The sequence below is a fragment of the Sphingomonas sp. R647 genome, assembly GCF_020177055.1.
GTDB lineage: Bacteria > Pseudomonadota > Alphaproteobacteria > Sphingomonadales > Sphingomonadaceae > Sphingomonas.
The window spans coordinates 523,489-543,700 of sequence record NZ_JAIQXT010000002.1 but is presented as its reverse complement, the minus strand read 5'-3'; the positions used below and the strand labels follow the sequence as shown (position 1 = coordinate 543,700).

At 66.0% G+C, this 20,212-nt stretch carries 24 protein-coding genes; 10 read left to right on the top strand and 14 right to left on the bottom strand.

All coding sequences use genetic code 11. The features are described from left to right. Position 1 precedes the first annotated feature (1 nt). A complete protein-coding gene (gene nth, locus K9B35_RS06560; protein ID WP_224920996.1) occupies positions 2–664 on the bottom strand; it encodes an endonuclease III in 663 nt (220 codons plus the stop codon). Continuing rightward, positions 661–1,389, bottom strand: coding sequence for a 4-hydroxy-tetrahydrodipicolinate reductase (gene dapB / locus K9B35_RS06555; protein ID WP_224920995.1), 729 nt, complete (start codon positions 1,387–1,389; stop codon positions 661–663). The genes nth and dapB overlap by 4 nt, the downstream gene beginning before the upstream one ends. A gap of 110 nt (positions 1,390–1,499) precedes the next feature. Here dapB and K9B35_RS06550 point away from each other — a divergent pair, with 110 nt between their 5' ends. Next, complete coding sequence (locus K9B35_RS06550; protein WP_224920994.1) at positions 1,500–2,414, top strand: M28 family peptidase; 915 nt, start codon at positions 1,500–1,502, stop codon at positions 2,412–2,414. A 109-nt stretch (positions 2,415–2,523) separates the two neighbouring features. Here K9B35_RS06550 and rpoN read toward each other — a convergent pair whose 3' ends face one another. The 6 genes from rpoN to K9B35_RS06520 form a co-directional block, all read right to left on the bottom strand. Further along, positions 2,524–4,038, bottom strand: a complete 1,515-nt coding sequence (rpoN, locus tag K9B35_RS06545; RefSeq protein ID WP_224920993.1) for an RNA polymerase factor sigma-54 — start codon at positions 4,036–4,038, stop codon at positions 2,524–2,526. A gap of 5 nt (positions 4,039–4,043) precedes the next feature. Next, positions 4,044–4,820 carry an LPS export ABC transporter ATP-binding protein gene (gene lptB, locus K9B35_RS06540; RefSeq protein ID WP_224920992.1) on the bottom strand — a complete coding sequence of 259 codons (777 nt, stop codon included), beginning with the start codon at positions 4,818–4,820 and terminating at the stop codon, positions 4,044–4,046. 104 nt (positions 4,821–4,924) lie between these two features. Continuing rightward, complete coding sequence (locus tag K9B35_RS06535; protein WP_412103440.1) at positions 4,925–5,479, bottom strand: LptA/OstA family protein; 555 nt, start codon at positions 5,477–5,479, stop codon at positions 4,925–4,927. A gap of 4 nt (positions 5,480–5,483) precedes the next feature. Further along, positions 5,484–6,125: an LPS export ABC transporter periplasmic protein LptC gene (gene lptC / locus K9B35_RS06530; protein WP_224920991.1), complete on the bottom strand. Its 642-nt coding sequence runs from the start codon at positions 6,123–6,125 to the stop codon at positions 5,484–5,486. A gap of 56 nt (positions 6,126–6,181) precedes the next feature. Beyond that, positions 6,182–6,802, bottom strand: a complete 621-nt coding sequence (locus K9B35_RS06525; RefSeq protein WP_224920990.1) for a ribonuclease D — start codon at positions 6,800–6,802, stop codon at positions 6,182–6,184. A 47-nt stretch (positions 6,803–6,849) separates the two neighbouring features. Continuing rightward, positions 6,850–7,644: a TerC family protein gene (locus K9B35_RS06520; protein ID WP_224920989.1), complete on the bottom strand. Its 795-nt coding sequence runs from the start codon at positions 7,642–7,644 to the stop codon at positions 6,850–6,852. Between the two features lie 203 nt (positions 7,645–7,847). On the opposite strand from K9B35_RS06520, the gene K9B35_RS20280 reads away from it, so the two are divergent. Next, a complete protein-coding gene (locus tag K9B35_RS20280; protein ID WP_318245956.1) occupies positions 7,848–8,690 on the top strand; it encodes a cold-shock protein in 843 nt (280 codons plus the stop codon). A gap of 10 nt (positions 8,691–8,700) precedes the next feature. Beyond that, entirely contained in the window at positions 8,701–9,531 is an 831-nt protein-coding gene (locus K9B35_RS06500) for a glutaminyl-peptide cyclotransferase (RefSeq protein WP_224920988.1), read from the top strand. Here the strand turns inward: K9B35_RS06500 and K9B35_RS06495 are convergent, their stop codons facing one another. Next, positions 9,532–10,539, bottom strand: a complete 1,008-nt coding sequence (locus tag K9B35_RS06495) for a DUF1176 domain-containing protein (protein WP_224920987.1) — start codon at positions 10,537–10,539, stop codon at positions 9,532–9,534. Between the two features lie 68 nt (positions 10,540–10,607). On the opposite strand from K9B35_RS06495, the gene K9B35_RS06490 reads away from it, so the two are divergent. Further along, positions 10,608–11,477, top strand: coding sequence for a 3-hydroxybutyryl-CoA dehydrogenase (locus K9B35_RS06490; RefSeq protein WP_224920986.1), 870 nt, complete (start codon positions 10,608–10,610; stop codon positions 11,475–11,477). Here the strand turns inward: K9B35_RS06490 and K9B35_RS06485 are convergent. Genes K9B35_RS06485 through K9B35_RS06475 form a run of 3 tightly spaced genes read right to left on the bottom strand, consistent with a single transcriptional unit; the run spans position 11,444 to position 13,889 of the window. After that, positions 11,444–11,803 carry a DMT family transporter gene (locus tag K9B35_RS06485; protein ID WP_224920985.1) on the bottom strand — a complete coding sequence of 120 codons (360 nt, stop codon included), beginning with the start codon at positions 11,801–11,803 and terminating at the stop codon, positions 11,444–11,446. The genes K9B35_RS06490 and K9B35_RS06485 overlap by 34 nt on opposite strands. Beyond that, positions 11,800–12,573, bottom strand: a complete 774-nt coding sequence (locus K9B35_RS06480; RefSeq protein WP_224920984.1) for a MerR family transcriptional regulator — start codon at positions 12,571–12,573, stop codon at positions 11,800–11,802. The genes K9B35_RS06485 and K9B35_RS06480 overlap by 4 nt, the downstream gene beginning before the upstream one ends. A gap of 47 nt (positions 12,574–12,620) precedes the next feature. Next, a complete protein-coding gene (locus K9B35_RS06475; protein ID WP_224920983.1) occupies positions 12,621–13,889 on the bottom strand; it encodes a NupC/NupG family nucleoside CNT transporter in 1,269 nt (422 codons plus the stop codon). Positions 13,890–14,003: 114 nt separating this feature from the next. Between K9B35_RS06475 and K9B35_RS06470 the strand changes: the two genes are divergently transcribed. Beyond that, positions 14,004–14,651, top strand: coding sequence for a queuosine precursor transporter (locus K9B35_RS06470; protein ID WP_224920982.1), 648 nt, complete (start codon positions 14,004–14,006; stop codon positions 14,649–14,651). A gap of 19 nt (positions 14,652–14,670) precedes the next feature. Here the strand turns inward: K9B35_RS06470 and K9B35_RS06465 are convergent, their stop codons facing one another. Continuing rightward, the gene (locus tag K9B35_RS06465; protein WP_224920981.1) at positions 14,671–15,045 is read right to left on the bottom strand and encodes an ammonium transporter; all 375 of its coding nucleotides are present in this window, start codon (positions 15,043–15,045) and stop codon (positions 14,671–14,673) included. Continuing rightward, positions 15,045–15,335, bottom strand: a complete 291-nt coding sequence (locus tag K9B35_RS06460) for an autorepressor SdpR family transcription factor (RefSeq protein WP_224920980.1) — start codon at positions 15,333–15,335, stop codon at positions 15,045–15,047. Before K9B35_RS06460 ends, K9B35_RS06465 begins: the two co-directional genes overlap by 1 nt. Before the next feature lie 90 nt (positions 15,336–15,425). On the opposite strand from K9B35_RS06460, the gene argB reads away from it, so the two are divergent. The 5 genes from argB (at position 15,426) to K9B35_RS06435 (ending at position 20,178) form a co-directional block, all read left to right on the top strand. Beyond that, positions 15,426–16,325, top strand: coding sequence for an acetylglutamate kinase (gene argB / locus K9B35_RS06455; protein ID WP_224920979.1), 900 nt, complete (start codon positions 15,426–15,428; stop codon positions 16,323–16,325). 93 nt (positions 16,326–16,418) lie between these two features. Next, the gene (locus K9B35_RS06450) at positions 16,419–16,715 is read left to right on the top strand and encodes a YggT family protein (protein ID WP_224920978.1); all 297 of its coding nucleotides are present in this window, start codon (positions 16,419–16,421) and stop codon (positions 16,713–16,715) included. Continuing rightward, positions 16,712–17,023: a DUF167 domain-containing protein gene (locus tag K9B35_RS06445; RefSeq protein WP_224920977.1), complete on the top strand. Its 312-nt coding sequence runs from the start codon at positions 16,712–16,714 to the stop codon at positions 17,021–17,023. The genes K9B35_RS06450 and K9B35_RS06445 overlap by 4 nt, the downstream gene beginning before the upstream one ends. After that, positions 17,013–17,888 carry a bifunctional methylenetetrahydrofolate dehydrogenase/methenyltetrahydrofolate cyclohydrolase FolD gene (gene folD / locus K9B35_RS06440; protein WP_224920976.1) on the top strand — a complete coding sequence of 292 codons (876 nt, stop codon included), beginning with the start codon at positions 17,013–17,015 and terminating at the stop codon, positions 17,886–17,888. The genes K9B35_RS06445 and folD overlap by 11 nt, the downstream gene beginning before the upstream one ends. 112 nt (positions 17,889–18,000) lie before the next feature. After that, positions 18,001–20,178, top strand: a complete 2,178-nt coding sequence (locus K9B35_RS06435) for a TonB-dependent receptor (RefSeq protein ID WP_224920975.1) — start codon at positions 18,001–18,003, stop codon at positions 20,176–20,178. The last annotated feature ends 34 nt before the right edge of the window (positions 20,179–20,212 follow it).

Sequence of the window (20,212 nt, the reverse complement as noted above, 5' to 3'; positions counted from 1 at the left end):
CCTAAGCCGTGGTCTGCTTCACTGCTCTGGGCGCGGGCGTCTTGGGCTTGAACGCGCACAGGTCCGCGACCGGGCAGCGCCAGCATTCGGGCGTGCGCGCCTTGCAGATGTAGCGGCCGTGCAGGATCAGCCAGTGGTGAGCGTGCAGGCGGAAGGGCTGCGGCACCCCCTTTTCCAGCTTTTTCTCGACCGCCAGCGGCGTCTTGCCGCGCGCCATACCCGTGCGGTTGCCGACGCGGAACAGGTGCGTGTCGACCGCGAAGGTTTCGTGGCCGAAGGCGACGTTCATCACCACATTGGCGGTCTTGCGCCCGACGCCGGGCAGCATTTCCAACGCGTCACGGTCCTCCGGGACCTGGCTGCCATGCTGCGCGATCAGCGCTTCGCTGAGCGCGATCACGTTCTTGGCCTTGCTGTTGAACAGGCCAATCGTCTTGATATGCTGCTTGAGGCCCTCTTCGCCCAGCGCGACCATCTTTTCCGGCGTATCGACTTCAGCAAACAGCCGCCGCGTCGCCTTGTTCACCCCCGCATCGGTCGCCTGCGCCGACAGCACCACCGCGACCAGCAGCGTATAGTCATTGACCGATTCGAGTTCGGTTTCGGGATTCGGGTTGGCCTCGGCCAGCCGCTCGAAAAAGGCGAAAATATCTGCCTTCTTCAAAGCCCAAGCACCGAGTCCATCGTGTAGCGCCCGGCTGGCTGGCCCGCGAGCCACAGCGCCGCGCGCACCGCGCCGCGCGCGAAGATCGCGCGGTCCTGCGCATAATGCGCCAGTTCGATCCGCTCGCCCTCGGTTGCCAGCATCACGCTGTGGTCGCCGACGATGCTGCCTCCGCGCAGCGAGGCGAAGCCGATCGTCCCCTCGGCGCGCGCGCCCGACAGGCCGGCACGGTCGGCGACGCGGACCTCGCCCAGCGAGACGCCACGCCCGGCGGCTGCCGCCTCGCCCAGCATCAGCGCGGTGCCCGAAGGGGCGTCGAGCTTGTGCCGGTGATGCGCCTCAACAATCTCGATATCCCAGTCTGGGCCGAGCCGCGCCGCGGCCTCACGCACCAGCCGGGTGAGCAGCACGACGCCAAGCGAGGTATTGCCGGTCTGAAGCACCGCGATGTCGCGTGCGGCTTCGTCGATCGCTGCATGGTCGGCGGGGCTGAGACCGGTGGTGCCGATGACGATCGGTGTCCCGGCATCGCGCGCGGCGGCGAGATGCGCGGCGAGCGCCGAGGCGCTCGAGAAATCGACCAGCGCATCGGCGGCGCGGGCGAGTTCGACCGGATCGTCCCCGGCATCTGCGCCCCCCGCGAGGCGGACGCCCTGGACGGCCAGAATGTCGCGGATGGCGGTGCCCATGCGGCCAAGGCTGCCGTAGATGCCGATGCTGGTCATGCGCCGTGCTTGGCGTCGGATGCGGGCGACTGCAACAGCGGAATTGTTGCGGTGTCGCGCCGCTTAGCTTTTCGCTTGCCGCCCAGCCGGTTGATCGCGAAGCAGTGAAGATGCTCCTTCGTTCGTTCGCCCTCGCCGCCGCCCTGCTCACCCCCGCCGCCGCATCGCCGGACCAGTTGTTCGAGGATGTTCGCATCCTCGCCGCCGATGACATGGCTGGCCGGCTGGTCGGCACGCCGGGATCGGCGAAGGCGCGCGCCTATTTGCTCGGGCGCATGAAGGCGATCGGGATCGAGCCCTATGGCGATGGCTATGAGCAGCCCTTCACCGCGCAGCACAAGGACGCGGCGCTGAACGGGATCAATCTGGTCGGCCGCATCCGTGGGACGAGTACGAGCGACCGGGTGCTGGTGATCGGCGCGCATTACGACCATTTCGGGGTTCGCGGCGGCAAGGTGCTCAACGGCGCCGACGACAATGCGTCGGGGGTCGCGACGTTGCTGTCGATCGCCGAGGATTTTGCGCGTCAGCGCCCGACGCATGACGTGATTTTTGCGCTGTGGGATGCCGAGGAACAGGGGATGTATGGCGCGCACGCTTTTGTCGAGAAGCCGCCGGTGCCGCTCGCGCGGATCGCGCTGAACCTCAATCTCGACATGATGAGCCGCAGCGACACGGGCGAATTGTGGATCGCCGGAGCGCATCACTATCCGTTTCTGCGCGCGCGGTTCGAGCAACTGGCGGGCGCCGCATCCGTGACGCTCAAGATCGGCCATGACGGCCCGCCGTGGACGGGCAGCGATGACTGGACCGCCGGGTCGGACCATTATGCGTTCCACCGCAAGGGCATCCCCTTCGCCTATCTGGGGGTCGAGGATTATCCCGATTATCACCAGCCGGGCGATGATTTCGACACGATCCCGAAGGCGTTCTTCGCGCGATCGGCGGCGACGGCAGTGATGGCGGCGCGGTTGTTCGATCGGGAGTTGGGGGCGATTGCGGTGGAGGCTGGGCGGGGGGAGTAATGTGCCCCTACCCCCGTTTGCCCTGAGCCTGTCGAAGGGCCGGCTAAAACAGCTGTGGCACTGCGCCCTTCGACAAGCTCAGCGCAAACGGAGTGAGTCGCCGGGACGGCTACGCCCCCTCCAGCGCCTTCTGCCGTCTCCGCTGGACCGAGCTGCCGATCCCCATCGATTCGCGATATTTGGCCACTGTGCGCCGGGCGATGTCGAAGCCCTTGGCGTTGAGCAGTTCGACCAGCGTGTCGTCGGACAGGATTTTCTTGGGATCCTCGGCCTGAATCAGCGTGCGGATCGCGCTCTTCACCGCCTCCGCCGAAACCGCGTCGCCGCCTTCGGATGACTGGATCGCGCTGGTGAAGAAATACTTCAGCTCGAACAGGCCACGCGCGCAGCTGAGATATTTGTTCGACGTCACCCGGCTGACGGTCGATTCGTGCATCTCGATCGCGTCGGCGATCTGGCGCAGCGTCAGCGGCTTCAAATGGCTGACGCCGTTGCGGAAGAACGCTTCCTGCTGCTTCACGATCTCGGACGCCACCTTGATGATCGTGCGCTGGCGCTGGTCGAGCGCTTTGACCAGCCAGTTGGCGCTGGCGAGCATGTCGCTCAGCCACGCCTTGCTGCCCTTGTCCTGCGGCCCCGCCGATACTTCGGTATAATAGGCCCGGTTGACCAGCACGCGCGGCAGCGTCGCGCTGTTGAGCTCGACCGCCCACGCAGCACCGCGCTGCGCGACGAAGATATCGGGGGTGACGGCGGGCACCGCCTCGCCGCCATAGCGGCAGCCGGGCTTGGGATCGTAGCTGCGCAACTCGCGGATCATGTCCGCCATGTCCTCGTCATCGACGCCACAGATACGCTTCAACCGCGCCAGCTCGCCGCGTGCGAGCAGGTCGAGATTGGCGATCAGCGCCGCCATGCACGGGTCGTAGCGATCCGCCTCCTTCGCCTGCAGCGCGAGGCATTCGGCAAGGTCGCGCGCGCCGACCCCGGTCGGATCGAGCGTCTGGATCACCGCCAGCACCGCCTCCACCCGCGCCAGCGGCACACCGAGCCGCGTCGCGATGTCGAGCAGCGCCGCGGTCAGATACCCGCACTCGTCGATCTGATCGATCAGATGCTGGGCGATGAACAGGTCCGCGCCATCGATCACCGCGCCGACCTGCGCCGTCAGGTGGTCGGCGAGGCTGAGGTCGGGGGAGGAAAAGCTGTCGAAGTCGGTGCCATCCTCGCCCCCGGCCCCGCCGCTGCCCGTGCCGCTCATGCCCAGGCCGCCGTCGAGCCCGCCGACCGAATCGGCGGCGCTGTCATGGTGGAAGGTCTCGGCGGTCAGATCGACGTCGAGCGCCGCCTCCCCGGTCGCTTCGCCCGACGACAGCAACTCGCTCGAATCCGCCGGGCCGTCGCGCTCGGTGAAGGAATCGGACGGTTCGACCGGCTCGGCCGCCTCACCGCGTTCCTCCTCACTGCGCCCGGTTTCGAGCAGCGGGTTCTTCTCAATCTCCTCCGCGATGAAGGTTTCGATCTCGAGATTGGACAGCGCGAGCAGCTTGATCGCCTGCTGCAACTGCGGCGTCATCACCAGCGATTGCGACTGGCGCAGATCGAGGCGAGGGGCGAGGCTCATAGGATTTAGAGCGAGAAGCCTTCACCGAGATACAGGCGGCGGACATTGGCGTCGGCGACCAGATCGGCGGGCGACCCGGCAAACAGCACGCGGCCGTCATAGATGATCGAGGCGCGATCAACGATGTCGAGCGTCTCGCGGACATTATGGTCGGTGATCAGCACGCCAATATTGCGCGTCTTCAACTCCTTCACCAGATCGCGGATATCGGCGATCGAGATCGGGTCGATGCCGGCGAACGGTTCGTCGAGCAGCATGATCGACGGGTCGGCGGCGAGCGCGCGGGCGATTTCGGCGCGGCGGCGTTCACCGCCCGACAGCGCCATTGCCGGCGCGTCGCGCAGGCGCGTGAGGCCGAATTCGTCGAGCAGCTTTTCCAGCTTGGCCTCGCGCGCCGCCTTGTCGGGTTCGGCAAGCTCGAGCACGGCGGAAATATTCTTGGCCACCGAAAGCCCGCGAAAGATCGAGGTTTCCTGCGGCAGATAGCCAAGGCCCAGCACGGCGCGGCGGTACATCGGCAAAGGGGTGATGTCGTTGCCGTCGAGCATGATCCGCCCGGCATCGGGCTTCACCAGCCCCATCACCGAATAGAAGCAGGTGGTCTTGCCCGCGCCGTTGGGACCGAGCAGCCCGACCACTTCACCGCGCCCGACCGTCAGCGACACGTCCGACAGCACGACGCGCTTGTCATAGGATTTCGCGATCGACACGACGGCGAGGCCCGATGCGGGCGGCGCGCTCGCGTCGATGGTTTCAGGTTCCAGTGTCTCGACGTCTGCCATGCTGCCCTTCCTGATCGCAGGGGATGCTTACCGAATCCCCACCGCACAGTCACTTGGCAAGTTTTGTGCATGAAGAAGGGCGCCGATCCGCCCGATTGGGTCGATCAGTTGCGCTCGGGAACGGTGAAGCGCCCGGTGACGCGCCCGCCCGATCGCACGACCGTGCCATCGGGCGCCCGGGTGGTGCCGACGCCCGATCCGTCGATCGACGCGCGACCGCTGTCGAGGTCGAGCGTGAGCCGACCGCCGCTGACGGTGTTGCCACCCTGGGTGAGCGAGACATTGCCGAGCATCGTGATGACACGGCGATTGATGTCGTACACGCCATATTGCGCGCGCGCCGTCTGGTCCGGCCGGGTGACCGTCACCCCACCCGACGCGTCGAAGCGCGTGGCGGCGGGCGAGCCGTCGATGATCTGACCGCTATAGGTCACCGTCACGCGCGCGGCGGTCAGGGTCATGTTCGCCTGGGTGATCTTGACGCCGCCCGACAGGATCGCGCGGTTGGCGCGGTCATCGAGCTGGATGCTCTGCGCATCGAAATCGATCGGCGCGTTCGAATTATGGCCCGACTGACCCAGCGCCGCCCCGCCCAGCAGAGCGGTGGTGGCCAATGCCGTCGAAGCGGCAATCAGGAACGGGCGGGATGTGCGGTGCACCATGTCACCTATTTGCGCGCTTGGGATCGATCCGCAAGCGGGCATTGCCTTCTATTTTTACGGTTCGCTTGTCGAGATCGGCAGTCATCTTGTCGCCGCTGAAGTTTCCGAGCGGCGTGCTGCCCGCGACTTTGCCGGTTCCGGTCAGCTGGCGCGACTTCAGATCGATGGTCGAATCGCGCGTGTCGAGGCGATAGCCGTCGTTGGTGCGGAACTGGATCGGGCCATCGACCGCGACCTGTTCGCGCTCCATGTCGTACCGGCCCTTGTCGGCCTTCACCTGCGCCGGGCCATCCGAAAGCTGGATACCGGCGATCAGATCCTGCAGCTGCACGATCGGTTCGGCCGAGCTTTTCTGCACCGCCGACCCGGCCTGAAGGACAAAGGCCTGGCCCTTGGCATCGGCGCCGCGATAGCGCGCCGACTGGATGCGCAGCCGCTCGCTCGCGACATCGACCTTGTTCTTGTCGAGCATGAACGACACGTCGCCGCCCATGAACAGCGGCGCCATCACCAGAAATGCGCCGAGCACGCCGATCCCGGCGGGCAGGACGGCGAGCAACGTCCGCACGATGCGGTCGTGGCTGCTGCCAGGCCGCGCCCAGCGCTTGCGCCGCGAGCGTTCCTGGACAGCGATCTCAGACATGCGGGTTCCCGATGGAAGGGCAGCACCGGAGGATTCGGTGCGGGATGCCCATAACGTCACGCATGGGCAAAAATATCCGTCTCCGGCCAGCCCGCGAGGTCGAGGTCGGCGCGATGCGGCAGGAAGTCGAAGCATGCCTGCGCCAAGACCGTCCGCCCCTCACGCGCCAGACGGCGGTCGAGCTCTTCACGCATTGCGTGCAGGTAGCGGACGTCGGACGCGGCATATTCCTTCTGCGCGTCGGACAGCACCGGGCCGCCCCAGTCGGACGATTGCTGCTGCTTGCTCAGCTCGACGCCAAGCAGTTCGCGCACCAGTTCCTTGAGGCCGTGGCGATCGGTGTAGGTGCGAATGAGGCGCGACGCGATCTTGGTGCAATAGACCGGCGCGGCGGTGACACCGAGATAGTGGCGCACCGCCGCGAGATCGAACCGCGCAAAATGGTACAGCTTCACCCGCTCCGGATCGGCGAGCAGCGCGCGCAGATTGGGCGCGGCATAGTCGCTGTCCGGTCCGAACCGGACCAGATGCTCGTCCGCGCCGCCATCCGACAGCTGGATGAGGCACAGGCGATCACGCGGGGTAATCAGCCCCATCGTCTCGGTATCAACGGCGATATCGGCCCCGGGCGCGAACACGCCTTCGGGCAAATCTTCTTCATGCAAATAAACGGCCATGGCCTGCGCCTAGCCGCTTATCGCTTAACGCTCAATAACCGTGCCGATCACTCGCCGGCGGGCGGCGCATTCTTCGCGGCACGGCGGCGCGACGCCATGTTGAGGGTTTCGACCAGCGCCGAGAACGCCATCGCGGCGTAGATATAGCCCTTGGGCACATGCACGCCGAAGCCATCGGCGATCAGCACCGCGCCGATCATCAGCAGGAAGCCGAGCGCTAGCATCACGACAGTGGGATTGTTCTTGATAAAATTGGCGAGCGGATCGGCGGCGAGCAGCATGACAATGACGGTGACAATCACCGCGACGAACATGATCGCGATCTCGTCGGTCATGCCCACCGCGGTCAGGATCGAATCGACCGAGAAGACCATGTCGAGAATGATGATCTGAAAGATCGCCGACCCGAAGTTCATCGTCGCGACCTGCTTTTTGTCCAGCACCGCATGATCGGTCGGAACCGGATCGATCGTGTGGTGGATTTCCTTGGTCGCCTTCCACAGCAGGAACAGGCCTCCGGCGATCAGGATCAGGTCGCGCCACGAAAAGGCGGTTTCAAAGCTCGGCTCGCCGGTCGGGCCGGTCGCGCCCTGAATGCCCAGGTCGAATACCGGGGTGGTCAGCGAGACGATCACGAAAATCATCGAAAGCAGCAGGATACGCATCACCAGCGCCAGCCCGATGCCGATTCGCCGCGCCTTTTGCTGCTGATGCTCGGGCAGCTTGTTGGTCAGGATCGAGATGAAGATGAGGTTGTCGATTCCCAGCACCACCTCCATCACGATGAGGGTGATGAGGGCGGCCCAAGCGGCCGGATCAGCGATCAGTGCGGCGATATCCATGCCGCCTCTCTGCCGTCGAGACGCGCGCGGCGCAAGTATCCGTCGAAACGGTGGCAAAAACGCGACGAAATCGTTCGCGCATCTTCGCGATCTGGTCTATGTCCTGATTCCATAGGCGTGTCGCAAACGCCGGAATAGCTGCGCCTTCGTCCGGTTCAGCCATTCGATTCGAATATGGGCGAACCGGGAAGACGAACAGGGCAATGAGTTTTGATCGAGGGCGCCGCGGCGAGCGCGGCGGACGTGGCAGAGACAAGCGCGACGGCTTCGGCGGCGACGATTTCGGCGGTGGTAGCAGCAGCTACGGCGATCGTGGCGGCTTCGGCGGCGGCGGTTTCGGTGATCGCGGCGGCTTCGGCGGCGGCGGCGACCGCTTCGGCGGCGGTGGCGGCGGCGGCGGTGGCGGTGGTTACCGCGGCGGTGGCGGCGGCGGCTTTGGCGGCGGTGGCGGCGGCGGCGGCTTTGGTGGTGGCGGCGGCGGCGGTGGCCGCGGCATGCCCCCGCAGGTCGTTGGCGAAGGCACCGGCGTCGTAAAGTTCTTCAACGCGCAGAAGGGCTTCGGTTTCGTTGTCCGTGATGACGGCGGCGAGGACGTGTTCGTGCACATCAGCGCAGTCGAGCAGGCTGGCCTGACCGGTCTGGCCGAAGGTCAGCCGATGGGCTTCACCCTCGTCGATCGCGGCGGCCGCATCAGCGCGACCGACCTGAAGATCGACGGTGAGCCGATGCCGGTCGAAGACCGCGGCCCGCCGCGCGATCGTCCGGATCGTCCCGAGCGCAGCGGCCCGGGCGGCGGCGGCGGCATGGGTGGTCCCCAGCGCCAGCTGACCGGCGAGAAGGCAACCGGCACGGTCAAGTTCTTCAACGCGATGAAGGGCTTCGGCTTCATTCAGCGCGACGACGGCCAGCCCGATGCGTTCGTACACATCAGCGCCGTCGAGCGCGCCGGCATGCCGACGCTCAACGAAGGCGACCGGCTTGAGTTCGAGCTCGAGGTGGACCGTCGCGGCAAGTACGCCGCGGTGAACCTGACGCCCGGCTCGTAAAGCACGTCCCATGTTCCGGCTGATCATTGCCGGACGGGGGATCATTGCGGGGGCTGCCCTGGCCATTTCGGCCGCGGCAGCCCCTGTTGATTCGGCTCCCGGCCAGTCCCAGACGGCAGCCCCTGCCCCTGCCCCCGCAGAGGTGCCGGTCGTGGCCGCGCGCATCCTCGCCACCCATCCGCACGACAGCAGCGCCTTTACCCAAGGCCTGTTCTTCGCCGACGGGGCGCTGTTCGAAAGCACCGGTCAGCATGGCGAATCGGTGGTGCGCGAAGTCGATCTCACCACCGGCAGGGTGAAGCGCGAAGTGCGCTTGCCGCATGAGTATTTCGGCGAAGGCAGCACAGCCTGGGGCGACACGATCATCAGCCTGACCTGGAAACACGGCACAGCATTCCGCTGGGACCGCCGCACGCTGCGCCAGATCGGCACGTTCAGCTATCCCGGCGAAGGCTGGGGGCTGACGCAGGACGGCAAGAGCCTGATCCTGAGCGACGGCACCGCCGAACTCCGCTTCCTCGACCCCGCGACCTTTACCGAACAGCGGCGAATCACCGTCACCTATCAGGGTCGCCCCATTCGGCGGCTCAACGAGCTGGAATATGTGCGCGGCGAGATTCTGGCGAATATCTGGCATCAGGATCTGATCGTGCGGATCGACCCGGCGAGCGGCGTCATCACCGGTGTGATCGACCTGCGCGACCTCGCCGCCGCCGTGCCGGTGAGCGATTCGGAGGCGGTGCTCAACGGCATCGCCTATGACGACAAGAGCGGGAAGCTCTACGTCACCGGCAAGAACTGGCCCTCGCTGTTCGAAATCGCGCTGCCGACCGCGAACTGATCAGCGCGGGACGGCCTTTGCCCGCCACACCGTCAGCCAGTTGATCGACCCGCGACATTCGCCCATCGCGCGCGCCTCGGTCAGGCGAAAGCGGGTGCCATCCCAGACATAGGTCTCCGCGCTGCCGCAATCGCCGATCCCGCGACCCTTTGCATAGCTGCCCAGTTCACCCGTCTTGAGATCGAACCCGACATTGACCAGCATCGCGGGGCCGTCCGCGGTCCAGCCGGGGGCTGAATCGAACCCGGCCACTTGAACCTTCCCGTCCCGCACGAGGTAAGCGATGCTCGAGAAGTTGTACGCCCCGGCACCGCACGGGACCAGCGCCAATGTCGCGCCGCCGCCCAGTGCGTAACGCTCGACTTCGGGCAGCGACTCGCTCGAGTAGTTCTCGGCACAGTCCGACTGGGTCCATAGCTGGTTGAGCAGCGTAGGGGACAGCACAGCCGGTGTTCCGGCGGGGCGGATCGAGGCGATCACCGGCAGCGACGGCGCAGCGGGGACCGCGCTGGCGGGATTCGCACCCTTGGCGATGACAGCGGTCGTGGTCCCCGCCCTGCCCTGCTCCGCATCGATGAAGCGCAGCGACGCCGATGAGCCCGACAGCGAAATCCGCCCGAGCGACTTGCCCGCGCTGTCGCGGACGATCACGACCTTGCCGTTTGCCAGCGCCCCGACCAGCGTCAGCGCCTCAGCACCACTGAACGCGTCGCCGCGCCACACCGCAGCCGCGCTGGCCGCCGGTGCGCCTTCGACATGGACGGTCGGCCCGCCGGGCGCCTCCTCCCCCATCAGCTCGACCGCCCAGCCACCAGCCGGCCCGGCTTCGCGCGTCACCGCCATCTGCCAGCCAGCGTCCGACCAGTCGCCGCCTTCGGGCTGGAGCGAGGTCATCTCGCACTGCTTCACATTGTCGCAGGCGACGACCCAGTCGCCAAAGGTCTTCATCGGCCCCTGTTGCGGAGCTGGGGCGGATTGGGCGAGCGCGAACGCGGCAAGGATCAGCATGGCGCGCATCCTAGCGGTTCACGCGACGACGCGGTAGGAGGCGCGCAACAGATTTGATGGAGATGGTGATGAAAACGGTTGGCGTGATCGGCGCGGGGCAGATGGGGGCGGGCATCGCTCAGGTTTCGGCGCAGGCGGGCTATCGCGTGCTGCTGTCCGACATGGACGTCGCGCGCGCCGAAAAGGGCAAGGCGGGGATCGCCAAGCAGCTCGCCCGCGCGGTGGACAAGGAAAAGATCACCGCACAGGCCGCCGAAGCCGCGCTCGCCAACATCGAATGCGTCGGCGGGACCGATGCCTTCGCGCCGTGCGATCTGGTCATCGAAGCCGCTACCGAACGTGAGGAGATCAAGCGCACGATCTTTGCCAATGTCGGCAAGGTGCTGAGCGATACCGCGATCCTCGCCAGCAACACCTCGTCGATCCCGATCACCCGGCTGGCGCAGGCGGCACCCGATCCCGCGCGCTTCATGGGCGTGCATTTCTTCAACCCGGTGCCGGTGATGGGCCTGATCGAGCTGATCCGCGGTCTCGCCACCAGCGACGCGACGGTCGCGGCGGTCGAGGCGTTCGGCAAGACGCTGAACAAGCGGATCGTCCACGCCAATGACGCGCCGGGCTTCATCGTCAACCGCGTGCTGATGCCGTTCCTCAACGAAGCGTGCTTCGCGGTGGGCGAAGGCGTCGCGACGATTCCGGACGTCGATGCGGCGATCCAGCTCGGCCTCAATCACCCGATGGGGCCGTTCACGCTGGCCGATTTCATCGGTCTCGACACCTGCCTCGAAATCACCCGCGTGCTGTTCGAAGGGACCGGCGACCCCAAATTCCGCCCCGCCCCGCTGCTGATCAAATATGTCGAGGCGGGCTGGTATGGCCGGAAGACCGGGCGCGGCTTCTACGATTATTCGGGCGCGGAGCCGGTGCCGACGCGTTGAGGGTCGGCGGGGGTCGACAGGTTCAGGCCGATCGCCCCCACCGCGATCAGGGCGATAAAGCCGATTTGGACGGGCGTCAGGCTTTGGCGAAACAGGATGACGCCAATCAACGCGACCAAGGTGATCCCGACGCCCGACCAGATCGCATAGGCGACGCCCATCGGAATGCGCGTGAACGCGAAGCCGAGCAGCCAGAAACAGATCGAATAGAGCATGATCGAGGCAGCGCCAAAGAGCGGGCGGCTGAACCCGTTGGACGCCTTGAGCAGGCTGGTCGCCGCAACTTCAAAGGCGATGGCAATCGCCAGCAGGATCCACGCGTTCATGTCGTCCCTCCCGTCATACGCGCCGCAGCGGCGAGTTTGATGAAATCCCAGACTCGCTTGCTGAACCCCGGATCGACCGCGTCGCCCCATTGGTCCATTTCGTCATACATGCGCGCAACGCCAGCAAAGACTTGTGGCGAGGCGACCTGCGCGAACGGCTGGAGCAAAGCCATCCACGCATCGACAAAGTCCTGCGCTTCGGCGCTGCCGGGATCGAGTGGCAGCGCCGCTTCGATCCGGGCACCCAGTTCTCGCCACCCCTGCGCATAGTCGGCCTGGTCGAAGCCCGCGGGGAGCGCGGCCCAACTGGCCGCGAAATTGGCGCGATCCTCCGCATCCAGATAGCGCGCGGCGATCGCCGCCATGTCCGCTTCCTTTACGTTTTCCTCTCCCGTCCTGATGAGCGCGCACAGCGTAGCGATATCGATCGGCTCGCCGCGATTGATGCGCGCGCAGACCGAGAGCAAAAGCGCGCGGGAGTTCGCCAGTTCGGCAGCTTGTATCTCGATCGTGGCGATTCGTGCGGCGATCAGCGGGCCGAGGTCCAGCGGCCCCCGGGCAAGCATTGCAGCAATGTCCTTGAGCGGGAAGCCCAGCCGCTTGAGCGCAGTCGCGGCATTCAGTCGGGCGAGGTCGCCTGCGCCATAGACCCGACGTGTGCCGGCGGTGCGCACCGGCGCGACGATGCCGCACTGTTCGTAGTAGCGCAACGCACGCAGCGACAGGCCAGTGCGCCGCGCAACCTCACCAATCTCCATCCGATCGCTCATGGGGTAGCACCCTACCCGCTGACGTTACGTCAGGAGCAAGCACAAATTCACGGCAGCATTAACCCAGCCAGCGCCGCGCTGAGCAGGTTGGCTAGGCTACCCGCGAGCAGCGCCTTGATCCCGAGCTTCGCGATCATCGGACGCTGGTTCGGGGCAAGGCTGCCGGTCGCGGCCATCTGGATCGCGATCGAGCTGAAGTTCGCAAAACCGCACAGCGCGAAGGTGATGATCGCGGTGCTGCGCTCGCTCAGTCCCTGGGTCTGGCCAAGGTTGAGGAAGGCGACGAACTCGTTGAGCACCATCTTGGTGCCGAACAGGCCGCCGGCCGCCGCAGTCTCGTTCCACGGAATGCCGACCAGGAACATCACCGGGGCAAAGGCGGTGCCGATGATCCCCTGAAACGTCAGGTCGGGATAGCCGAACAGGCCGCCGACCGTGCCGAGCAGGCCGTTGGCGAGGGCAACCAAAGCGACAAAGGCCAGCACCATCGCGCCGACCGCGACCGCGATCTTGACGCCGGTCTGCGCGCCCATCGCCGCGGCCATGATGATGTTGGCGGCGCGCTCTTCCTCCACTTCGGTCTCGACCGCGCGGATCACCGCCGCCTCGCCATCGACCAGCGTATCCTCGAGCGGGAGTTCGTCCGCCTTCACCACGGGCTCGTCCGGCATCATGATCTTGGCCATCAGCAGCCCGCCGGGCGCGGCCATGAAGCTGGCGGCGAGCAGGAACTGGATGTTGATGCCCATCGCGGCATAGGCCGCGAGGATCGTCCCCGCGACGCCGGCCATGCCGACCGACATGATCGCGAACAGCTGTGACGGGGTCAGGCTGGCGAGATAGGGGCGGATGACCAGCGGCGATTCGCTCTGGCCGACGAAGATGTTGGCCGCCGAACACAGCGATTCGACTTTGCTGACCCCGGTCACCTTCTCGATCGCGCCGCCGATCCAGCGGACCAGAAACTGCATGATCTTGAGGTGGTAGAGCACCGAGACGAGCGCGGCGAAGAAGATGATGACCGGCAGCGCGGCGATTGCGAAGCTCTGTCCGCCGACTTCGGGCCGGGCGAGCGGGCCGAAGATGAAGTCGGTCCCCGCCTGCGCATAGCCGAGCAGCTCCGACACGCCCTTCGCCATCCACTCGATCGCGGCGCGACCGGCGGGAACATAGAGGACGAGGAAGGCGATTCCCGCCTGCAACGCAAAGGCCGGGCCGACGACCCGCAGCCGAATCGCACGCTTGTTCGAGGAGAGCAGGAAGGCGATCGCGAGAATCGCGACGATACCGAGAATGCCGATCGGAAGATTGTTCAACTGGAAACCCCTTTGTGCCGCGTCTTGGGCGCGGCATTCGGGGTGGCACCATAGCGTTTGCCGCGCGCGCCGCTAGGTGCTTCCGTCAGCAACAAAACCGCGTTAGGCAGCGCAATGACCACACCGGCTCCGCTGACGCGCTCGCTCTTCGTCCTTTCGATCTTTTATGGCGGCATGGTCTGCATCGCGGGCGTGCTGGGCAACAAGCAGGTGGCATTGGGGCCGCTGGCGGTGGAGGCGGGCATTTTCGCCTTCCTGCTGCTGGTCGCCGTTTCCAGTGCCGTCGCCGAACTGCACGGGCGTTCGGTCGCCAACAAGCTGGTGCTGTTCGGTTTCATCCCGCTGATCGCGTCGCTGTTGCTGTCGCTGCTCGTCTTCGCACTGCCGCCATCTGCGGAGATGATCGAACAGCGCGCCGATGGGCTCAAGGCGATCCAGCTGATCCTGTTCAGCACCTGGCGCATCTGGATCGGCGGGATCATCGCCTATGGCATCTCGCAGACGCTGAACGTCACGATCTTCGCCGCGCTCAAGGGCAATGAAGGATCACGACTCCTGTGGTTCCGCTCGGCGGTGGCCGGCGTCCTCAGCCAGATCGTCGATACGCTGGTGTTCGTCTTCATCGCCTTTTACGGCCTGTTCGACATCACCAACCTGCTTGCCGGACAGATGCTGGCGAAGGTCACGCTGTCGATCGTACTGGTACCGGTGCTGATCTATGGCTTTGTCGCACTCGGGCGGCGGCTGGACCGGGCGGCGTAGGCCCGGTCCCGGCACGCGGCTACGCCGCCCCGGCCTTTGCGCGCACCGACTGGCAATAGCCAAAGGTGATCGCAAGGCCCGCCAACACCGCGCCACCGCCGATATAGACCGCAGTCTGGATCGGGGCGAAGGCGAACGCAGCGGCGTAGATCAGCCCGCTGATGACCAGGGACCAGCCGCCGACGCGATGGACCTTGCGCGCGAGTGCGCTCGGCACAAAGCGCTTGGGCATCATGTTGCCGAACCACGCGACCATCAGCCCGGTCGCACCCAGCACGATGCGGGTCACCGTGTCGTGATCGACATGGCCCGCGCTGCGCGCCGAACTGAGGCCCAGCGCGAGCACGACAATCCCCACGCCCCACGCCAGGCTGATCTTGGTTTCGCTGTTCATCATGCGCTCTCCTTGCCGGGTGCGGTCGATCCGCTGCCCCCGAATGAATCGACAAAGCCCAGCAGCGCCTCTTCGAGCACCGAGAGCTTGAGGTGATAGATGACCGACTTCCCCGCCTTTTCGGCGTGAACCAGGTCGGCTTCCTTGAGCACCGCGAAATGCGCCGACATGGTCGGTTTCGACACGTCGAACTTGTCGCTCAGGTCGCCCGCACTCATCGGCCCCTTGCGCAGCAGTTGCAGCACACGGCGGCGGGTGGGGTCGGACAATGCCTTGAAGACCATGCTCATGATTTGTTATTTAGCTAATCATCGAATTGAGTCAAGCCGACTCATCCGCGCATGCTTTCGTAAGTGCGCAACTCCCGCTAAGGGCGCGGCATGACCGATCACGCACCCGACCCCGCGATGCTGGCCAAGGCCGAGACGCTGACCGACGCGCTGCCCTATATGCAGCGTTACAAGGGCAAGACGTTCGTCGTGAAATATGGCGGCCACGCGATGGGCGATCCCGAGCTGGCGCGTGACTTTGCCGAGGATGTCGTGCTGCTCAAGGCGGTGGGGATCAACCCGGTCGTCGTGCACGGTGGCGGGCCGCAGATCGGGTCGATGCTCAAGCGGCTTGGCGTCGAATCGCAGTTTATCGGCGGGCTGCGCGTCACAGACGCTGAAACCGCGCGCATCGCCGAAATGGTGCTGGCCGGATCGATCAACAAGGAAATCGTCAGCTGGATCGGCGCGGCGGGCGGAAAGGCGCTCGGCATTTCGGGCAAGGATTCAGGCCTGGTCACCGCGCGCAAGGTCCAGCGCGATTCCGCCGATCCGCTGCAGGGCATCGAACGCCATGTCGATCTGGGCTTTGTCGGAGAGCCGGTTGCGGTCGACGCCTCGGTGCTGACGACGCTGAGCGATCAGGGCTTTATCCCGGTGATCGCGCCGATCGCGCTGGGTGCGGACGGCCATACCTACAACATCAATGCCGACACCATGGCGGGGGCGATTGCCGGCGCGCTCGGTGCATCGCGCTTCTTCCTGCTCACCGATGTGCCGGGCGTGCTGGACAAGGACAAGAACCTGCTGACCGACCTCGACCCCGGCCGGATCATGGCGCTGAAGGCCGATGGCACGATCAGCGGGGGGATGATCCCCAAGGTCGAGACCTGCGTCGCCGCGGTCGATGCCGGGGTGGACGCCGCCGTCATCCTCGACGGACGCATCCCGCACGCGATGCTGCTCGAAATCTTCACCACGCAGGGCGCGGGAACCTTGGTTCACCGCTGAGCCGTCTTATATAGCCAACACAGTTGCCGATAGCCGCCGCTTTCCTGTAAAAGCGCCAAAACTCCGGAGGCCCGATTGGACCCGTTTCTGAACATGCTTTTCGGGATCGTACAGATCCTGCTCAACGTGCTGTGGTGGATCATCGTCATTCAGGCGGTGCTGTCGATCCTGATCTCATTCAACGTGATCAACACCTATAATGATTTCGTCAGCTCGCTGTGGCGCGGCCTCAATACGCTAACCGAGCCGATCTATCGCCCGATCCGCCGCATCCTGCCCGATACCGGCCCGATGGATTTCGCGCCGTTCGTGGTGCTGATCCTGATCGCGATCATCAATTATGCGGTGATTCCGAACCTCGCGGTCGCGCTCGCCAGCCCGGCGGCGTGAGCCAGCCCTGGCGGGAAGCGCCGCCGGGCCTGACCATCGCCGTGCGCGCCACACCGCGCGCGTCGAAGAGTGCACTGCTCCCGGGAACGCCCGAGCATTTCGCCGCGCGCATCGCCGCGCCGCCGGTCGAGGGCGCGGCCAATGCGGCGCTGATCGAACTGGTCGCCAAGACGTTCGGCGTTCCCAAGCGCGACGTGGCGCTGATCGCCGGGGACACGGCACGGGTGAAGCGCCTGACCATCACCGGCGATCCCAAGACGCTGGCGGGAATCGCCGCGTCGCTCTATGGGGCGGGGCATGAGCGCTGAGATCATCGACGGTAAGGCATTCGCCGCCAATCTGCGTGCCCGGGTGGGCGAGGCTGCGGCAGCATTTGAGGGGCAGGCGGGCCGCAAGGCTGGCCTCGCGGTCGTGCTGGTCGGTGACGACCCCGCCTCCGCCGTCTATGTCCGCAGTAAGGGCAAGGCGACGGTCGCCGCCAACATGGCGAGCTTCGAACACCGCCTGCCCGCCGACACGACTCAGGACACGCTGATCGCCCTGGTGCGCCAGTTGAACGCCGATGCGGCGGTCGATGGCATCCTCGTCCAATTGCCCCTGCCCCGCCATCTCGACGAGCAGGCGGTGGTCGCGGCGATCGATCCGGGCAAGGATGTCGACGGGCTGACCCCGGTCAGCGCCGGCCGACTGGCGCTCGGCATCGACGGACTGGTGCCGTGCACCCCGCTCGGCAGCCTGATGCTGTTGCAGGACCAGATCGGTGACCTGTCGGGCCTCGATGCGATCGTCATCGGCCGCTCGATTCTGGTCGGCAAGCCGATGGCGGCACTACTGACTGCTGCCAATTGCACTGTCACCCTCGCCCATTCGCGCACCCGCGACCTCGCCCATCATGTCAGCCGCGCCGACATCGTCGTGGCGGCGGTCGGGCGCGCGGGCTTCGTCAAGGGTGAATGGCTGAAGCCCGGCGCAACCGTGATCGATGTCGGGATCAACCGCGTCGACGGCGCGCTGGTCGGCGATGTCGAATTCGACAGCGCGGCATCGGTCGCTGGCGCGATCACCCCGGTGCCGGGCGGGGTCGGGCCGATGACCATTGCCTGCCTGCTGCGCAACGCGCTGGTCGCTGCGTACCGCAATGCGGGCATCGCCTTCGACGCCGGCGGTTTGTAAGCGTTGATCGGCGGCGCGGAGCTTCGTCGCAGCGCAGCAAATTCCTACTTGTGACGTTGTATCATAGCACTTAAGAGTGCGCGCGAATCCAGTTTCAGGGAATTGCGTAACCATGAAGTTCACCGCCCTCCTGCTCGCCACCAGCGTCCTCGCCGCCCCGGTCCTCGCCCAGACCAGCGATCACACCGAGCGCGACCGGTCGAGCCGCAACCCGGTGCATGGCGAGACGACCGACGAAGTGGTGATCAGCGCGCCGGGTCTTGAGCGCCTCGACCTGCTCGCGGGCACGTCGGTGATCACCGGCGACGAGCTGGTGCGCGACATTCGCGGCCAGATCGGTGAATCGCTGACGCAGGTGCCGGGCGTATCGGCAACCTCGTTCAGCCCCGGCGCGTCGCGCCCCGTGCTGCGCGGTTTTCAGGGCGAGCGCGTGCGCGTGCTGACCGATGGCCTTGGCACGCTCGACGTCTCCAACACCTCGACCGACCATGCCGTGTCGATCGAGCCGCTGACGGCGGAGCGCATCGAAGTGCTGCGCGGCCCCGCGGTGCTGCTGTTCGGCAGCCAGGCGATCGGCGGCGCGGTCAACGTGCTCGACCGCCGCATCCCGCGCGCGGTGCCGGAGAACGGTTTCCATGTTGACGCGATCGGCGCCTATGGATCGGCCGCTGACGAACGCGGTGGCGGCGCGGCGGTGGACTTTGCGATCACCCCGCAGATCGTCGCGCATATCGATGGCAGCTATCGCAAGAGCGACGATCTGCGCGTCGGCGGCTATGTGCTGAGCGACCCGCTGCGCGCCGAACAGCTCGAGATTGCGGCGGAAGAGGCCGATGAAGGCCATCTGGAGGAAGCCGAAGAGGCGCTGGAGAACGCCAACCGTCGCGGTCGCCTGCCCAATAGCGGCACGCGCACCTACACGCTGGGCGGCGGTCTCGCGCTGATCAACGATGGCGGGAGCCTCGGCTTCTCCGCCGGCTATTATGACACCAACTATGGCGTCCCGGCGCGTCCCGGCGCTGAGCATCACCATGATGACGGCGGCGTCGTCGATCCGGACGCGGAAGAGCATGACCATGGCGAAGAAGCCGTCACGATCGGTCTGAAGCAGTTCCGCGCCGATGTGCGCGGCGAGGTCAAGATCGGCGGCTTCATCGACGCGCTGCGCGTCCGCGCCGGCTACTCGGACTATGAGCACACCGAGTTCGAGGGCGAAGAGGTCGGCACTGTCTTCAACGCCGAGGGTTTTGAAGGCCGCCTCGAGCTGGTTCAGGCCAACCGCAATGGCTGGCGCGGCGTGACGGGCTTCCAAGGCTTCACGCGCGACTTCGCCGCGGTGGGCGCGGAAGCGTTCGTGCCGCAGAATGTCACCGACCAGTATGGCTTCTTCACGCTGCAGGAAGTCGATCTCGGCGCGATCGGGCTCGAAGGCGCACTGCGCTACGAGCACACCCGCGTCCGCGCGGGCGAGGTGAAGCTCGATCTGGACGAGGACGGCCCGACCGCGGCGTTCGACCGCCGCTTCGACGCCTTCTCCGGCGCGATCGGCCTGTCCTATGCGGTCACGCCGCAGGTCAAGGTCGGCGTCAACGCCTCGCGCGCCGTCCGCGCACCGTCGGCCGAAGAGCTGTTCTCGAACGGCCCACACATCGCCACCCAATCCTATGAAGTCGGCAACCCCAATTTCCGCACTGAAAAGAGCTGGGGCGGCGAAGTCTATGCGCGTGGCGCCGCCGGGCCGGTGCGCTTCCAGATCGCGGCCTATGCCAACTGGTTCGACGACTACATCTATGAAGTCGCGACCGGCGACGAGATCGACGAACTGCCGGTGTTCGAATTCCGTCAGTCCGACGCCCGCTATCTCGGCGTCGAAGGCGAGGTGTCGACGACCTTTATTGATGGCGGCGAGGGCGGCTTCTCGCTCGGCGGCAATCTCGTCGCCGACTATGTGAATGCCGAACTGGGCGACGGCAGCGCGGTGCCGCGCATCCCGCCGTTCCGCGTGCTTGCCGGCATCGACGCCAGCCAGGGCGCATTCGGCGGCCGGGTCGAGGTCGAGCATGCAATCCGCCAGACCCGCGTCGCGGCGTTCGAGACCGAGACCCCGGCCTTCACGCTCGTCAACGCCTCGGTCACCTGGCACCCGCTGGGCGAAAAGCGCGAAACCGCGATCATCCTGTCGGCGAACAACATCTTCGACGTCGATGCCCGCCGCCATGCGAGCTTCACCAAGGATTTCGTGCCGCTCCCCGGCCGCGACATCCGCGTGTCGGCGCGACTGAGCTTCTGATTTAACGCCGTCGCCCCGGCGCAGGCCGGGGCGA

What these genes read in the sequence shown, in the direction of transcription:
- dapB (WP_224920995.1), bottom strand. Translation starts at nt 1,389, where the DNA reads ATGACCAGCATCGGCATCTACGGCAGCCTTGGCCGCATGGGCACCGCC.
- K9B35_RS06550 (WP_224920994.1), top strand. Translation starts at nt 1,500, where the DNA reads ATGCTCCTTCGTTCGTTCGCCCTCGCCGCCGCCCTGCTCACCCCCGCC.
- rpoN (WP_224920993.1), bottom strand. Translation starts at nt 4,038, where the DNA reads ATGAGCCTCGCCCCTCGCCTCGATCTGCGCCAGTCGCAATCGCTGGTG.
- lptB (WP_224920992.1), bottom strand. Translation starts at nt 4,820, where the DNA reads ATGGCAGACGTCGAGACACTGGAACCTGAAACCATCGACGCGAGCGCG.
- lptC (WP_224920991.1), bottom strand. Translation starts at nt 6,125, where the DNA reads ATGTCTGAGATCGCTGTCCAGGAACGCTCGCGGCGCAAGCGCTGGGCG.
- K9B35_RS06525 (WP_224920990.1), bottom strand. Translation starts at nt 6,802, where the DNA reads ATGGCCGTTTATTTGCATGAAGAAGATTTGCCCGAAGGCGTGTTCGCG.
- K9B35_RS06520 (WP_224920989.1), bottom strand. Translation starts at nt 7,644, where the DNA reads ATGGATATCGCCGCACTGATCGCTGATCCGGCCGCTTGGGCCGCCCTC.
- K9B35_RS20280 (WP_318245956.1), top strand. Translation starts at nt 7,848, where the DNA reads ATGAGTTTTGATCGAGGGCGCCGCGGCGAGCGCGGCGGACGTGGCAGA.
- K9B35_RS06500 (WP_224920988.1), top strand. Translation starts at nt 8,701, where the DNA reads ATGTTCCGGCTGATCATTGCCGGACGGGGGATCATTGCGGGGGCTGCC.
- K9B35_RS06495 (WP_224920987.1), bottom strand. Translation starts at nt 10,539, where the DNA reads ATGCTGATCCTTGCCGCGTTCGCGCTCGCCCAATCCGCCCCAGCTCCG.
- K9B35_RS06490 (WP_224920986.1), top strand. Translation starts at nt 10,608, where the DNA reads ATGAAAACGGTTGGCGTGATCGGCGCGGGGCAGATGGGGGCGGGCATC.
- K9B35_RS06485 (WP_224920985.1), bottom strand. Translation starts at nt 11,803, where the DNA reads ATGAACGCGTGGATCCTGCTGGCGATTGCCATCGCCTTTGAAGTTGCG.
- K9B35_RS06480 (WP_224920984.1), bottom strand. Translation starts at nt 12,573, where the DNA reads ATGAGCGATCGGATGGAGATTGGTGAGGTTGCGCGGCGCACTGGCCTG.
- K9B35_RS06470 (WP_224920982.1), top strand. Translation starts at nt 14,004, where the DNA reads ATGACCACACCGGCTCCGCTGACGCGCTCGCTCTTCGTCCTTTCGATC.
- K9B35_RS06465 (WP_224920981.1), bottom strand. Translation starts at nt 15,045, where the DNA reads ATGAACAGCGAAACCAAGATCAGCCTGGCGTGGGGCGTGGGGATTGTC.
- K9B35_RS06460 (WP_224920980.1), bottom strand. Translation starts at nt 15,335, where the DNA reads ATGAGCATGGTCTTCAAGGCATTGTCCGACCCCACCCGCCGCCGTGTG.
- argB (WP_224920979.1), top strand. Translation starts at nt 15,426, where the DNA reads ATGACCGATCACGCACCCGACCCCGCGATGCTGGCCAAGGCCGAGACG.
- K9B35_RS06450 (WP_224920978.1), top strand. Translation starts at nt 16,419, where the DNA reads ATGCTTTTCGGGATCGTACAGATCCTGCTCAACGTGCTGTGGTGGATC.
- folD (WP_224920976.1), top strand. Translation starts at nt 17,013, where the DNA reads ATGAGCGCTGAGATCATCGACGGTAAGGCATTCGCCGCCAATCTGCGT.
- K9B35_RS06435 (WP_224920975.1), top strand. Translation starts at nt 18,001, where the DNA reads ATGAAGTTCACCGCCCTCCTGCTCGCCACCAGCGTCCTCGCCGCCCCG.